Genomic DNA, 14,010 nt, shown 5'->3' on the forward strand with positions numbered 1-14,010 from the left:
AGAGGTAGATGTCATAGGGCAAGACCCACTTGTCACCCGGATGACTCTGGGCCGATCAGGTGCGGGTACCCAATAAGTGCCGGGACCGATCACGTGCTGGGATCGATCAGGTGCCGGGACCGATCAGGTGCAGGGTCCAGGGCACCCCGGCCACGGGGCGACCAGCTTGCAGCGGATCGGGTTCGCCCTCGCGGAGATGAACCATTGCCCCGACGAGCCACCGTGGCGATGTCGACAGCACCACCCGGCGCTCGTCGTTGAGCAGCACGTACGGGCCGGGCACGGCTCCGCCCACCGTCATCAGCAGGGCCTCCAGCCTGCGGACCGGGACGTCGGCACCGACCACGCCGACGAATCGACCGCCGACCGTCACCGGACCGGTCAGCGTCAACAGGTACTGACCGGTGCCGTTCAGGTCGATGTACGGGCCGACGACGTGCCGCCGCCCGGTCCGCCGGGGAACGTCGAACCAGTCGGCGGCCAGGTAGTCGTAGTAGCCCAGGCTGGACGGCCGGAGGTCGGGGCTGAGCAATTGCAGCGAACCCGCGGTCGGGTCGACCTGCCACCAGCGAAGCTGTTGCACGTCAACGACTCCCGGCCGGTCCGCGGGCCGTTCACCGAGCTGCTCGGGATCGAAGACCACGCCGAGGCCGATGGCGGGTTGTGCCGGCTCGAGCAGCAGCTCCCGGACAACGGCATCGATGCGGTCGGCCATGGCGGCCGGTTCATCATCGAGTGCGCCGACCGTGGCCGCGCGAACGCGCTGGACCGTCCCGAACACCTGCTCCACCACCGCGGCGACAGCGCCGCAGATGCCTGCCGCGGTGCGGTCGGGGTCCGCCGGGGGCGTGCGGCCGTCCTGCGTGCGGCCGTCCTGCGTGCGGCCGCCCTGTGTGCGAGCCTGCGGCGGATGACGCAGCGGCGGGCGGCTGCGCGGCGCGCGTGTCATGGGGTGACTCCTGCGGACGGCCGCTGTCCTGCCCGGGCATCGGTGCCTATGCGGCGGCGCATGGCCTGCAGGTGCAGGTCGATCGACCACAGCGTCCGGGTCTCGATATGCTCCTCGGTGAGCGCGCGGGCGAGATCGGCGTCCCGGGCCTCGATGGCGTCGATCACCGCGCGGTGACTCGCCACGATGCTGCCGCGCAGCTTCGGTGTGCGGCTCGGCGGCCACGGCAGTTGCCCCAGCTCGACGTGCAGATCCATTTCCAGCATCGTCAACCGGACGGATTGTGCGCAGGCGGCGACCTCGATGTAGAACCGCCCGTCGATACGGCGTTGGGCGGTGACCGACTCCGCCGCCGCCAATCGGTCGACGATGTCGTGCAGCCGGGCGATCTCGCGCTGTGAGGCCCTGGTGGCCGCGAGCCGGGCAGCCCCGGCCGCGACCGCCGCATGCACGTCGCCGAGTTCCCGCAGGTCGGTGGTCCCCAGCGCGGCCAGCCGGGAATCGGCGAGGGCGGCGAGCGCGTCCTCGCTGGACCGCACGAAGCTTCCGCCGCCGCGACCGCGGCGGGTCTGCACCAGCCCGAGATTGCGCAGTTCGGCGAGTGCTTCGCGCAGCGTGACAGTCGAGACGTTCAGCATCGTCGCCAGTTCCGTCTCCGCCGGGAGCTGCTCCCCGTCGCCGAGCAGGCCGAGCGCGATCGCACTGCCCACCTGCCGGACGACGGCCTCGCTCCGCAGCGCCCCGTCGTCGAGCGGCGCGAAGACGGCGCGCCACGCGTCGCCGCTGAGCACCTGCACGTGTCCTCCTCGAGACGCTGCTTCGCCACACGCTGCTTAGATACGCGCTGCTTCGATAGACGCTGCGCGGGACGGTCCGGGTCCCCGCTGGGAATCCTCCCACCACACCCACGGGCCACCTTAACCATTGAAGGCATAGGTTTCTCCGGCTAGGGTTCTTACACATCTCTCCTTGCGTCACCCTCCCGGCACCCAGGAGCATCGATGACCCAGGTCCAGCCCGATCGATCACCGGCGCCTGACGCGCTGTCCGTCCCCTTCACGCCCGGATCCCCGGCCAATCCACCCGAACTGGCCGACTTCCCGGAGACGCTCGCCGGTCCGGTTCCTGTGCCCTTGGCCGAGCCCCGCACCCGGGCGTTCGTGGAGCAGTGGCGCAATGCCTCCTACAACTGCTTCTCCTCGGGGCACAAGTTCTGCCGCGAGGTCTGCCCGGTCACCCAGGTCGAGCGCAACGAGTCATGGACGCCGACCGCGTTCCACGCCAACGTGATCGCGATGGAACGCGGCGAGCTCGACATCGCTGATGTGGCAGCCGATTACGTGAACTGCACGCAGTGCGGGGCCTGCGAGCTGCGCTGTCCCAATACGCTGTTCACCGGCGATTTCTACCGGTTCCGCACCCGGACCGTCGACGTCGTCAAGGCCGTGCGGGCGCTGGCCGTGGAGAGCGGGGTGCACCAACCGAACTGGAAGGTGTGGAACGAGCGCACCGACCTGGTCACACACGAACCGGTGCTCGGCGACGTCCCGGTCGCGCAGGAGCGGGTCCGCAACTGGGCCGACGGGCTCGACATCCCGATCGGCGGCGAGACCGTGCTGTTCGTCGATTGCGAGGCCGCCTTCTACCGCACCTCTGTTCCCCGAGCCGTCGCTCAGATGCTGCAACTGGCGGCATACGAATTCGGGCTCATGCAGGACCAGTGGTGCTGCGGCGGGCCGGCCGCCGAAATGGGATACGTAGACCAGGCCAAGCGGTTCGCCCGGCACAATCTCGACAATTGGCGGGCCACCGGGACACGGCGGGTACTGGTACTCGACCCGCACGACTACATCTCGTTCACCGAGGATTATCCAAAGTACTTCGGCGATGAGTTCGACATCGAGATCGTCCTGGTACTCGACCTTCTCGCGTCGCTCCTCCGCGAGGGACGGCTGAGCCCGACCGTGCCGGTTGACCGGGCGATCACCTACCACGACCCCTGCAGGCTGAACAAGCGAAAGGGAATCTGGCAGGAGCCGCGGGAATTGCTGCGGGCGATTCCGGGACTCCGCTTCGAGGATGTCGACCGGGTGACCCAGTGGTCGTACTGCTCCGGTGGTGGCGGCGGCCTGCCCGTCGAGAAGCCCGATCTCACCGCGAAGATCAGCGCACTCCGGCTGGAGCGGGCGGTGGAACTGGATGTCGACACCCTGGTGAGTGCCTGCCCCTGGTCGGAACGCCCGCTCAGCGAGGCCGGTGATGCGCAGGACATCGACGTCATCGACCTGCACGAGCTTTTCGCCCAGTCCCTCGGCATCACCGTCGGCGGATCGCGGGGCGATGTCGGCGATCGGCGGCTCGCGCAGCAGCGGACCGGGGTTCCCGGACGCGCACGGCGTACCCGGGGCAGTTGCCGGGACGGCGCGGGCGGTGGCTGTGGCGGTTCGTGCAACGGCTCCGGCTCTGCCAACAGCTCCGGCTCTGGCGGGCACGCCGGCGGTTGCGGCTGCGGGGGGTCCTGACCGATGACGTCGACCTCGGAACCCACCGTCGGCAGCTTCGGCATCGGCCTGGAGAGCATCGGCAGCGACCCGTTGCGGCCGCCGCCGATGGACGCCGAGAGGTTGGACAGCGTCGTCACCGCCCTGCTGACGGTGCTGCCGCGGGAGCAGATCCTCACCGCGAAAACCGATCGCTACAACCGGGCCAGGGTGCCCGCACCATTCCCTGTCCACCGCTGGTCCGAGCGACTGCCCGACCTCGTGGTGCTGCCCACGTCGACCGAACAGGTGGCCGGGGTGGTCCGGATCGCCAACGAGCTCGGGCTGCCCGTGGTGCCACGTGATGGCGGCACCGGTTTGACCGACGGCGCCGTCCCGATGCGCCGGGGCATCGTCATCGACGTCAAGAAGATGAACCAGATCCACGAGATCGACCTGGTGAACCGCACTGTCACCGTCGGCACCGGCATCAACATGCTCAAGCTGAACGAGCGACTCGCGCCGCACGGGCTGTTCTACCCGGACGACCCTGCGTCATATCCGTGCTCGCTGGTCGGCGGCCGGATCGGCACCAGCGGCTGGTCGCTGATCGGCGCGCGGTACGGCCATACCCGAGACCTGGTGCTGAGTTTCGACCACGTCCTGCCGACCGGCGAGATCCTGCACGTCGGCGACGGCATCGGCGGCAAGATCAGCAAGTCGTCCAGCGGCTACCAGCTCAAGCACCTGTTCATGGGTCACCAGGGCACCCTCGGCATCGCGACGAAGGCCACGCTCAAGCTGTATCCGAAACCCGAGGCGGAACTCTCCCCGTTCTGGGCATTCGACAACTACCTCGATGCGCACGCCTGCACCGGTGCGCTGGCCCGGGCCGGCGTCGCGACATTCGCCGGGGCGGTCCTGTTCGACGAGCACAAGGTTGCCTATCTGCGGCGCGACGACGAGGCCTACATCCCGCAGCCGGCCGACGTCCGGGCACTGGTCTGTTCGGTGCTGTACGGCTACGAGGATGAGGTCAAGGTCGGCGGCAAGCGGCTGTTCCGGATCGCGAAGGAGCACGGCGCGCGCTATCTCGGGGACGAGATCTCCGAGGGCGACTGGGCGGCGCGGCACGACCGTTACGCCACCCCCCTGCACGGCCGGACGAAGGACGGTCAGGTCATCCCGATGTCCTGGCACTGCGAGGACGCCGCGATCAACTTCTCGCAGGTGCCGGCGGTCAGCCGGGAATGGCACGCCATTCTCGCGGACCTCCGGCGGAAGACCGATGTCTTCGACGACTGGGGCATGTTCGCCTATACCTCGGCGAACACCGGCGTCGACTACCTCACCGAGATCGACGTCGGCATCTGGGAACAGCGACTGGACGATCGCGCCTGGGCGGCGTGGGTGGACGCCAAGCGGAAGATCGCCGCGGTCGCCATCGCCCACAACGGCTCCATGAGCGCGTGCCACGGCTCCTGCCGGGAAGGCGAGGTCGATCTTCTCCCGGACGAACTCGGCCGGGGCTTCAGGGTGATGCTCGACGTGAAACGAGCACTCGACCCGAACAACATCATGAATCCGGGCAAGTACCTGCTCGACCGTGCGTATGACGGGAGCCGCTGATGACGAACGGGCAACCCACCGGCCCCTCGGCGGCCGCCGAATTCCGCTATCTGGAGCAGTACACGCCACCGGCCGGCACTTCGGTCAGCGACGTCGCGATCACCACCTTCGAGCACGTCTACGAGGTCGACGCCCGGCTGATGCAGGAACACGTGCTGCAGCAGACCTTCCCGAACTGGGACACCCTGCGGATCATGCGCAGCCGGCACGACCACCTGGCGTGGATGCACCGGCACTTCGCCGACACCGTTGTCACCGGGTCGGCGCTGCTGGCCGAAGTTGAGGCCGAGTCCGCCGGCTGAGCGCCCATTCAGCATGAGACGTAACAAACTGACCTTTTGGGATGTACCGGTTTCTGCGTTCAGATAAAGGCTATTTCGCCCACCGCCAAATGGCGTAAAGCGGACTCCAGTACAACGTTGGAAAGTATTTGGTTGCCATCCGTTTACAACGTTGTTTCGACGGGATATACAGGCTCTCACTGCCGCCCGTTCCATCGGTGCCGCGGTTCAGCAGACCAGAGCACCACCGGGCCGGAGGCAGCGATGAATGCGTTTGCGGGAGCACACCGAAACACACCGGCTCGGATCGCGGTGGTGATCGCGATGCTGGTCGGCATGCTCGCCGCCGGCCTTCCGGCGGTCGCCGGCAGCGCCGCCGCGGGTGAAACAAGCAGCGCCGCAACCGGCTCGGCGGGTCACGGACGCGGCCCAACCTCGTACGAGAACCCCATCCTTCCGCGCATTCCCGGTGACGGCGCCGTCGAGAGTTGCGCCGACCCGACCGTCCTGCGAGGGCAGCAGAAGGGCGATCGGTACTGGTACATGTACTGCACGACGGATCCGCTGAACGACGAGGATCTCGACGCGGCAGGCGATCTGCGCTTCCACCGCATCCCGACGATGCGCTCGCTCGATCTGGTCAACTGGACCTACGTCGGCGACGCGTTCGACTCGCTCCCGGCCTGGGCGGCTCCCACAGCGGCGCTGTGGGCGCCGGACGTCGTGTACTCCAGCACCTTTCGGCAGTACTACATGACCTTCGTGGTCACCGACACGGCCGATGCGGTCAGTGGAGTGCCTGGCTGCGACAGCGACAACGCGATCGGCGTCGCGACCGGACCGACCCCGACCGGGCCGTGGACGTTCTCCGATGCACCCGTCGTCGGCCCACGCAGTGGCGGCGAGGGCTGCAACTTCCTGTGGACCTTCGATCCGGAGGTACCGGGCGACACCATCGGCGCTGCGGGGCACCTGTTCTACGGCAGCTACTACGGCGGAATCTATGTCGACGATCTGACCCTGACCGCGACCGGCGCCACGGTCGGCGGCGACCCGACCATGGTCGCCATCGACAACAAGTACGAAGGCGCCAACGTCGTCAAGCGCGACGGTTACTACTACCTGTTCGTGTCGGCAGCCAACTGCTGCAACGGAGCGCTCACCGGCTACAGCGTCTTCGCCGGCCGGTCGCGGTCGATCGAAGGCCCCTATCTCGACCGCGAAGGCAACTCGCTACTCGACGCCCGGGCCGGCGGCACCCCGGTGATCAGCATGAACGGCAACCGCTGGGTCGGCACCGGACACAACAGTGTCTTCAAGGACTTCGACGGCCAATGGTGGACCATGTACCACGCCGTCGACCGCGAGGACCCGTTCTTCGACACCGGGCCGTTGCTCGAGACGGAGTTGGGCTTCACCAAGCGGCCCGCCCTGCTCGATCCCATCGACTGGGTCAAGGGCTGGCCAACGGTCCGCGGCGGCCAGTGGGCGTCGGACTCCCGGATGCCCGCACCGGCCGCGCAGCCGGGTCAGGACAGCAGGTACCGGACGACACTCGTCCGGCCGCAGCTTCCCGGGAAGCTGCAGGCCCGCTACTCCGACGACTTCAACGACGGGCTCGACCGGGCCTGGTCCTGGGTGCGCCCGCCTGCTGCAGGCTCCTACAGCGTGACGAACGGCGTGCTGACGTTGCCGATCCAGAAGGCCGAGCTCTACCAGGACGACAACACCGCATCCGTGCTGCTCCGCAACCAACCGCGCGGAGATTACGTTTTCCAGGCGAAGGTCCGGGTGGACGTGCCCGATGAGGGATGCTGCTTCAACTTCGCGCAGGCCGGCATCATCGTCTACGGCGACGACAACAACTTCGTCAAGCTGACCAACACGTCGATCTGGAACACCCGGCAGACGGAATTCGCCAAGGAGCAGTTCCCGGTGCCGACCGGCTGGGCCCGTTACGGCAACAGTGTTGTCGGGCCGCCGTCGGCCGACTGGACCTACCTCCGCATCGTCGTCGAGACACTGCGCGGGAAGGACCGGGCGGCGGCGCTCGGCGACACCGAGCGGTACACCGCCTACACCAGTCAGGACGGCCGGCACTGGGTGCGCGGCGGCGCCTGGACCCACACGCTGGGCGCAGACGCGCGGATCGGCCTGGTTGCGATGGGTCAGCAGCCCGCCACCGTAGGCACCTTCACCGCCGAGTTCGACGATGTCCGGGTCAGCACCCTCCGCACGGGCGGCCCGCGCGGCTGACGCGAAGTGCCGCAGGGAGATGACGCGGACGTTCCGCAGAGCATTGTCGGTCGGCGGAGAGAGCTGACCGGCAATGACCTGCTGCTCTCCTGCGCCATCACCGTGCCGGCGGTGGTGTACCCGATCTGGCGCGCGAACTACTACCTGTTGATGTGGTTGGCGTTCCCCCTATCCCGACTGTTTCGCGGCCTGCGGCCGCCGACGGTGGTGACCGCGGCAGGAATTCGCCGGCCAGGGCGGGTACCCTCGATCGTCTATTGGTCCGAGGTGGAGGCGATACCGGTGCCGGTAGCCGGCGACGGCTGGCCGACGCTCGCCCTCCGCGGCGGCAAGACCGTTGCGCTGCAGGATCTTCCGGTCACCGACGCGGATGGAGGCGGACAACAGTCACCGGCCGCGGCCGACCGAGGGCATCGGCTGACAACCCGATGGCGGCGACGCGGCGGGCACCATAGGCTCGCCCACGATGACCGACCATGACGAGTACGGCCGCCCGGAGCCTCCGCTGTCCGCGGACGAAACGGCCACCCTGCTCGGCTTTCTCGACTACCAGCGCGCCACCTTCGCGTGGAAGTGTGCGGACCTCGACGCCTCCGGGCTGAACACCACCGTCGGCGTCTCGACGATGACCCTCGGCGGCATGCTGAAACACCTCGCCTACGTCGAGGACCACTGGTGTTCGCGCATGCTGCACGACCGGGATCCCGAGCCACCGTGGGACACCGTTGACTGGTCGGCCGATCAGGACTGGGATTGGCATTCCGCGGTTGACGACTCCCCCGACCAGCTCACGGCGCTGTGGCGGGAAACGGTGGTCCGTTCGCGCACCCTGGTGGGCCAGGCGCTGGCCGATGGTGGCCCCGGCCGGCCCGCCGACCGTCCATGGCCGGACGGGAGGGCACCCAGCCTGCGCTGGATCCTGGTCCATCTGATCGAGGAGTACGCGCGGCACAACGGCCATGCGGACCTCATCCGGGAAGCGGTGGACGGCCGCACCGGCGAATAGCGGCCCGGGCACAGGACGATCGGGCCTGACGCCCGTGGTGTTTCGGTGATCCGCACCCGGGAATCCATAGGGCGTGCCGGGCCATTCCGGGGCGGTGTCTCGCCCGGGTGGGCCGTTGCCGACACCGTTGCTGCCAGCACCCGGAGGCCAGATGTCCGCGCGGGAACCGCAGGAAGTCGCCGAGGTCGCCGTCGGTGTCGGCACGAAGAAGGTGCACCGCCGCTGGGACAAGGTGCTGGTCAGCTCCTTTCTCGGCGGTGCCTACATCGCGTTCGGCGCCCTGGTCGCGATCACGGTGTCCTCCGGACTGTCGCCGGACATCTGGGGCACCCTGCCGACACTGTTCACCGGCATCGCCTTCACCCTCGGTCTCGTGCTGGTCCTGATCGCCGGCTCCGATCTGGCCACCGGCAACATGATGCTTGTCCCGCTCAGCGCCATGCGGCGCAAGATCGGCCTGGGTGACGTCGCCGGAAATCTGGCCCTGGTGCTCATCGGGAACCTGATCGGTGCACTGTTCGTGGCGTATTTCTTAGCGGTCCAGACCGGGGTGATCGGCCACGCCGGAGCGTCCGGCAGCGCCGGGTTGACGTACGACCGCCTTACCCAGATCGCCGGCGACAAGGCCACCGCGCACACCGGTTGGCAGACCTTCCTGCGCGGTATCGGCTGCAATTGGCTGGTCTGCCTGGCCGTGTGGATGTCGCTGGCGGCGACCACCATCTCGGGCAAGATCCTGGCGATCTTCTTCCCGATCATGGCGTTCGTGGCGATGGGCTTCGACCACGTCGTCGCGAACATGTTCTTCCTGCCCGCCGCGATCTTCGCCGGTGTCCCCGGCATCGACTGGTCCGAGGCGGGCCTGAACTGGCTGCTGGCGGGCACCGGCAACCTGGTCGGTGCGCTGCTGTTCGTGGCCGGCGCCTACTGGTACCTGTTCCTGAAGGGCCAACCCGACACGGCCGACGTCGCTGACGCCGAATCCGCCGAGCGGGGCTGACCCGCCTCACCTGACGTACCTGAGCTCTGGCTCGGCATCGACCGAACCGCATCCTCGCACGGTTCGGCATGGCCACCTGCCGGTGCCAGGCAACTGTTCCGTCAACGGGCCCGCCGCGAGCGGGAATCGCTGCGGCACTGCGGCTTCCCACCCCTAGGGGTGGAATTCGGCGTGGATCCGGCGCATCGGGTTTCTCCTCCGACCGACCGGGTACCGGGCAGACAGAGGTCGGAATCGACCGGCACGCCGCCGGCCGACCCGGCCCCGCAAGGAAGCCCCGCCCTCCGCCGAGGACGGGGCTTCTGCGGCGCTCGACTCGCGGATCTCCTGAATTCGGGAGATCGATTCAGGAGATCACTGAGCGATGTCGTAGACCACCTGAACGACGACGTTGAGCTCTTGGCTGCCGGGCTCGATCGGCACCGATGGCGCCGCAGCGGCGCTGTCGGCGGTCGCCGTCGCATACGGGATCGCGTCGTAGGTCGGCACCTCGGTGATCGAGTGGATCGCCCCGAGCTGGACGCCGGCGGCGTCGGCCATCTGCTTGGCCTGCGTCTGTGCCTGTTTCACCGCATCCGCCCGCGCCGTGGCCTTCAATTCGCTGTCATCGTCGATGGAGAAGGAGAGCTGCTGCACCCGTGCGGAGTTGCCGGCGGTGCGGCCTGCCAGGTCGATCAGGGCGCCTGCTCCCGGGATGTCCCGCAAGGTGACGGTCACGAGGTTGGTGACCTGATAGCCGGTGATCGTCGACTTGTCGTCGTAGACCGGGTTCACCGACAGCTGGCTGGTCTGCAGATCCTCGGCCGCCACCCCGTTGTCCTTCAGGACCGTGATCAGATCCGTGGCGATCTTGTTGTTCTGGTCGAGCGCATCCTTGGCCGACGCAGCGTTGGTCTCGACACCCAGCCCGATGGTCGCGATGTCCGGGGTACCGAGGACCTTCCCGGTGCCCTGCGCGGTGATCGTGTTCCGGTCGGATTCCGCCGCGGCTGCACTGCTCAAGGAGGTGAGTCCGGCAGCAGCGGCGACCGGCGCCGAGGGCGCGGCGGCACCGGCCTGCTCCTGAGGGGTTCCCGAACACCCGGCCAGCACCAGAACCCCGGCGGCAACGACGGTCGTGATGGACAGTGACTTCCTCATGAGTCCTCCTGGAGACGCGGTTACCAGCAGGACGGTGGTCGTGCACCGATGGGTTGCACGCCGCAATCAGCCGATTCCCGGGCCGCGCATCGACCAGACCGCACCTTCGCGCGGTCGGGGTTCAGCCGCCCTCGGCGGTGGCGGACCGGTCGACTGCGGACGGCGTGGAGACGGCCGGTGGCGCAGCAGGTTTCGACTTCCGATCGGGGAACACCGGTTTGTCCCCGAGGAACAGTCCGAGCCATTGAGCGTCGGGGTCCATATCGACCAGCAGCGCCTTGAAGAAAAGGCTCGCCGGAATCGCCAGGATGGCGCCGATCGGACCGAGGACATACGCCCAGACGATCAGGGACAGAAAGCTGACCGTCGTGGTCAAACCGACCGCGTCCCCGACGAATTTCGGCTGCAACACCGATTGGATGATGAAGTTCAGCACGCAGTACACGACGATGACGGCGATGGCGAGACTCGGCCCGCCGACCAGTAATCCGAGAATGGCGGGTGGGACCAGGCCGATGATGAAACCGACGTTGGGAATGTAATTCGTGACGAACGCGACCAGCGCCCACAGCCCCGCTGCCGGGATCCCCAGGATCAGCAGGGTCACCCCGTCCAGCACCGCAACGATTCCGCCGAACACGGTGGCCACCCCGAAATACTTGCGGGTGCCGCGGGCGAACACGCCCATCGCATCCAGCACGGCTTCTCGTCCGGGACGGACCCTGGCCATCCGTTCGCCGAAGATCGCGCCGTCCACCGCCAGGAAGATCAGCACGACGATCATCAACAGCACGAAGGAGACGATGCTCGACAGGCTCGACAGCAGCCCTTCGGCGACCGCGGCGATCTGACTGCTGCTCACCCCGCTCAGCGCCGATTGGATGTCCGCCGACGTGACACCCATTCCCGCCAGCCAGGACTGCAGACCACTGAGTTCCTGCTGGATCTGGTCGGAGTACTGCGGCAACAGGGTGGCCAACTGCACCACCCCGACGACGGTCGCCGCGAACAATCCGACGATGATCGCGAACGCGGTGAGGAACACACCCAGGGAGGCGACCGCCCGGTTGGCCCCGCGCCGAAGCAGCCAGCCGCGGACGGGGTTCACCGTGATGGTCAACACCACGGCCATGAATACCGGTCCGATGATGCCGGGGATCGCGCGCATCCCCATGGCGACGACGACGCCCGCCGCGAGCCCAAGCGTGATGATCAATGCGCGGGGCAGGCCGTAGCGACCGGGCGGCGCGCCCGGGGCCAGTTCGCTGCGGTCACTCGCCGCACCGGGGCCGCTGGGCGCCGGTGAAGGAAGCGGAGCCGGCAACTGATCGGACCGGGTCGGGTTTACTGTAACCCTCGCCGCTGTGTTGTCATGGTCGGTCATGACCGAATTGTCGATCATCATCGGCGAATCGGGGACCACCGGCGTCCGGCGATTGGCGTCACCGCCGACCATCGAGCGCGCCCGCACGGGCCCGCTCGAGAAACGCTCGCTCCGCGCCGTTGCCGGCCAGGGCGATGGCAGCGTCGTACGCGTCGACCGCCTCGCCGTCACGATGACATCGCCTCAACAGGTCCGCACGGATGGCGTGATACAGGTGCTGGCGATCGAGCCGCGTCGCCTCGACGTCGAGCCCGTCGACAACGGCCAGCGCCGCCTCAGGGCCGCTCACCTCGGCCACCGCGACCGCACGGTGCAACGCCACCAGCTCGCTGGGCGCCACTGCCGTCAGCTGGTCGTACAGGGCGAGAATCTGCGCCCAGTCGGTGGTTTCGGCCGAAGGCGCGTCGCTGTGCACCGCGTTGATCGCTGCCTGGATCTGGTAGGGACCGGGCCGGTTACGGCGCAGGCACCGCCGGACAAGGTGCTGGCCCTCGGCGATCGCACCGGCGTCCCAACTGCCGCGGTCCTGCTGGGCGAGCACCACCAGATCGCCGCCGGCGGTGACCCGTGCGGTTCGTCGCGCGTCGATCAGCAGCATTAGGGCCAGCAGTCCGAGCACCTCCGGCTCGTCCGGCATCAGGTCGGTGAGCAGCCGGCCCAGCCGGATCGCCTCCGCGCAGAGGTCGTCACGCACCAAACGATCACCCGAACTCGCGGCGTAGCCCTCGTTGAAGATCAGGTACACCACGGCCAGCACCGCCGGAAGACGATCGGGCAACTCCGCCTCGGCCGGTATCCGATACGGGATCCCGGCGTCCCGGATCTTCGCCTTCGCCCGCACCAACCGCTGCGCCATGGTGGCCTCCGGCACCAGGAACGCCGCGGCGATCTCCGCCGTCGACAGTCCGCCGAGCAGCTTGAGCGTGAGCGCAACGCGTGCGTCGACGGCGAGCGCCGGGTGGCAGCAGGTGAAGATGAGCCGGAGCCGGTCGTCGGGCACGACATCCTCCGTTCCGGCCTCCGCGGGCTGCCCGGCGTCGATCAGGTCAGCGCGCCGGTCGGCGGTCCCGCTCCCTGCCATGCCATCGGCAGGGCTCCCGGCTGTGCCCCCGTCGAGGCCGAGCAGCCGGACGGCTTCGACCTGCCGGACGTCGCGGATCGACTCACGGCGGAGTCTGTCGATCGCCCGGTTCCGCGCCGTGGTGATGATCCAGCCCACCGGGCTCGCAGGCAGCCCGGTGACCGGCCAGCGCTGCACCGCTGCGGCGAAGGCATCCTGCACGGCCTCCTCCGCGAGATCGATGTCGCCGAGCACCCGCACGAGAACCGCGACGGCACGCCCGTTCTCGGCCCGGAACAGCCGTTCGATCGCCGGACCCGATGCCGCCGCATGGTTCTGGCTCAGGGGTGCTCGCCGCCCTGGAACGGCCGGACCTCGATCGGCAGCGTCGTCACCGCAGCCATCCTGGCGGCCCATCCGAGCACCGTATCGAGATCCGGCGCCTCGACGATCGAGATGCCGCCGACGTGTTCCTTGCCCTCGGTGTACGGGCCGTCGGTCAGCACGACCTCGCCGTTGCGGGAGCGCACGACCGTGGCACTACCCACTGGATGCAGGCCTCCGGCGAAGACCCAGCCACCGGCGGCCCGGATGTCGTTGTTGAGCTCTTCCAGATCACGCATCATCGGCCCCATCACCTCGGGCGGCGGCGGATCTCCGTCAGGTTGCTGGACGCTGAGCAGGTACTGCTTCATGGCTTTCCTCTCCCGTGCGTGGGTGCGGGATCGGACACCCCGCGCTCACCCTCTATACGAAGCGGTACGACAGATTCGACACGCTCGGTCGCGCGGACGCGGGAATTCGCTGGACGGACGACGGTCCTGG

General features: G+C 68.3%; 13 protein-coding genes. 7 read left to right on the forward strand and 6 right to left on the reverse strand.

The features are described 5' to 3' along the window. Positions 1-106: 106 nt before the first annotated feature. Both ACVBEQ_RS13850 and ACVBEQ_RS13855 read right to left on the reverse strand, forming a co-directional pair. Complete coding sequence (locus ACVBEQ_RS13850; RefSeq protein WP_447153886.1) at positions 107-949, reverse strand: PDC sensor domain-containing protein; 843 nt, start codon at positions 947-949, stop codon at positions 107-109. Further along, positions 946-1,746, reverse strand: a complete 801-nt coding sequence (locus tag ACVBEQ_RS13855) for a FadR/GntR family transcriptional regulator (RefSeq protein WP_447153887.1) — start codon at positions 1,744-1,746, stop codon at positions 946-948. Before ACVBEQ_RS13855 ends, ACVBEQ_RS13850 begins: the two co-directional genes overlap by 4 nt. Positions 1,747-1,950: 204 nt before the next feature. Between ACVBEQ_RS13855 and ACVBEQ_RS13860 the strand changes: the two genes are divergently transcribed. The 7 genes from ACVBEQ_RS13860 (at position 1,951) to ACVBEQ_RS13890 (ending at position 9,601) form a co-directional block, all read left to right on the forward strand. Next, the gene (locus tag ACVBEQ_RS13860; RefSeq protein WP_447153888.1) at positions 1,951-3,471 is read left to right on the forward strand and encodes a (Fe-S)-binding protein; all 1,521 of its coding nucleotides are present in this window, start codon (positions 1,951-1,953) and stop codon (positions 3,469-3,471) included. A 3-nt stretch (positions 3,472-3,474) separates the two neighbouring features. After that, the gene (locus ACVBEQ_RS13865) at positions 3,475-5,058 is read left to right on the forward strand and encodes an FAD-binding oxidoreductase (protein ID WP_447153889.1); all 1,584 of its coding nucleotides are present in this window, start codon (positions 3,475-3,477) and stop codon (positions 5,056-5,058) included. Next, complete coding sequence (locus ACVBEQ_RS13870) at positions 5,058-5,360, forward strand: hypothetical protein (protein ID WP_447153890.1); 303 nt, start codon at positions 5,058-5,060, stop codon at positions 5,358-5,360. The genes ACVBEQ_RS13865 and ACVBEQ_RS13870 overlap by 1 nt, the downstream gene beginning before the upstream one ends. A gap of 243 nt (positions 5,361-5,603) precedes the next feature. After that, positions 5,604-7,595: a glycoside hydrolase family 43 protein gene (locus tag ACVBEQ_RS13875; protein ID WP_447153891.1), complete on the forward strand. Its 1,992-nt coding sequence runs from the start codon at positions 5,604-5,606 to the stop codon at positions 7,593-7,595. Between the two features lie 6 nt (positions 7,596-7,601). Continuing rightward, complete coding sequence (locus ACVBEQ_RS13880; RefSeq protein WP_447153892.1) at positions 7,602-8,075, forward strand: hypothetical protein; 474 nt, start codon at positions 7,602-7,604, stop codon at positions 8,073-8,075. Next, positions 8,062-8,601 carry a DinB family protein gene (locus tag ACVBEQ_RS13885; protein WP_447153893.1) on the forward strand — a complete coding sequence of 180 codons (540 nt, stop codon included), beginning with the start codon at positions 8,062-8,064 and terminating at the stop codon, positions 8,599-8,601. The genes ACVBEQ_RS13880 and ACVBEQ_RS13885 overlap by 14 nt, the downstream gene beginning before the upstream one ends. A 151-nt stretch (positions 8,602-8,752) precedes the next feature. Beyond that, the gene (locus ACVBEQ_RS13890) at positions 8,753-9,601 is read left to right on the forward strand and encodes a formate/nitrite transporter family protein (RefSeq protein ID WP_447153894.1); all 849 of its coding nucleotides are present in this window, start codon (positions 8,753-8,755) and stop codon (positions 9,599-9,601) included. A 354-nt stretch (positions 9,602-9,955) separates the two neighbouring features. On the opposite strand, the gene ACVBEQ_RS13895 is transcribed toward ACVBEQ_RS13890, so the two are convergent. From ACVBEQ_RS13895 to ACVBEQ_RS13910, 4 genes are all read right to left on the reverse strand, one after another. After that, a complete protein-coding gene (locus ACVBEQ_RS13895) occupies positions 9,956-10,741 on the reverse strand; it encodes an SIMPL domain-containing protein (RefSeq protein WP_447153895.1) in 786 nt (261 codons plus the stop codon). Between the two features lie 121 nt (positions 10,742-10,862). Further along, positions 10,863-12,125: an AI-2E family transporter gene (locus ACVBEQ_RS13900; protein WP_447153896.1), complete on the reverse strand. Its 1,263-nt coding sequence runs from the start codon at positions 12,123-12,125 to the stop codon at positions 10,863-10,865. 58 nt (positions 12,126-12,183) lie between these two features. After that, positions 12,184-13,602, reverse strand: coding sequence for an RNA polymerase sigma factor (locus tag ACVBEQ_RS13905; protein WP_447153897.1), 1,419 nt, complete (start codon positions 13,600-13,602; stop codon positions 12,184-12,186). Beyond that, positions 13,527-13,880: a YciI family protein gene (locus ACVBEQ_RS13910; RefSeq protein ID WP_447153898.1), complete on the reverse strand. Its 354-nt coding sequence runs from the start codon at positions 13,878-13,880 to the stop codon at positions 13,527-13,529. The genes ACVBEQ_RS13905 and ACVBEQ_RS13910 overlap by 76 nt, the downstream gene beginning before the upstream one ends. Positions 13,881-14,010 lie beyond the last annotated feature (130 nt).

Source organism: Nakamurella sp. GG22, assembly GCF_052976845.2.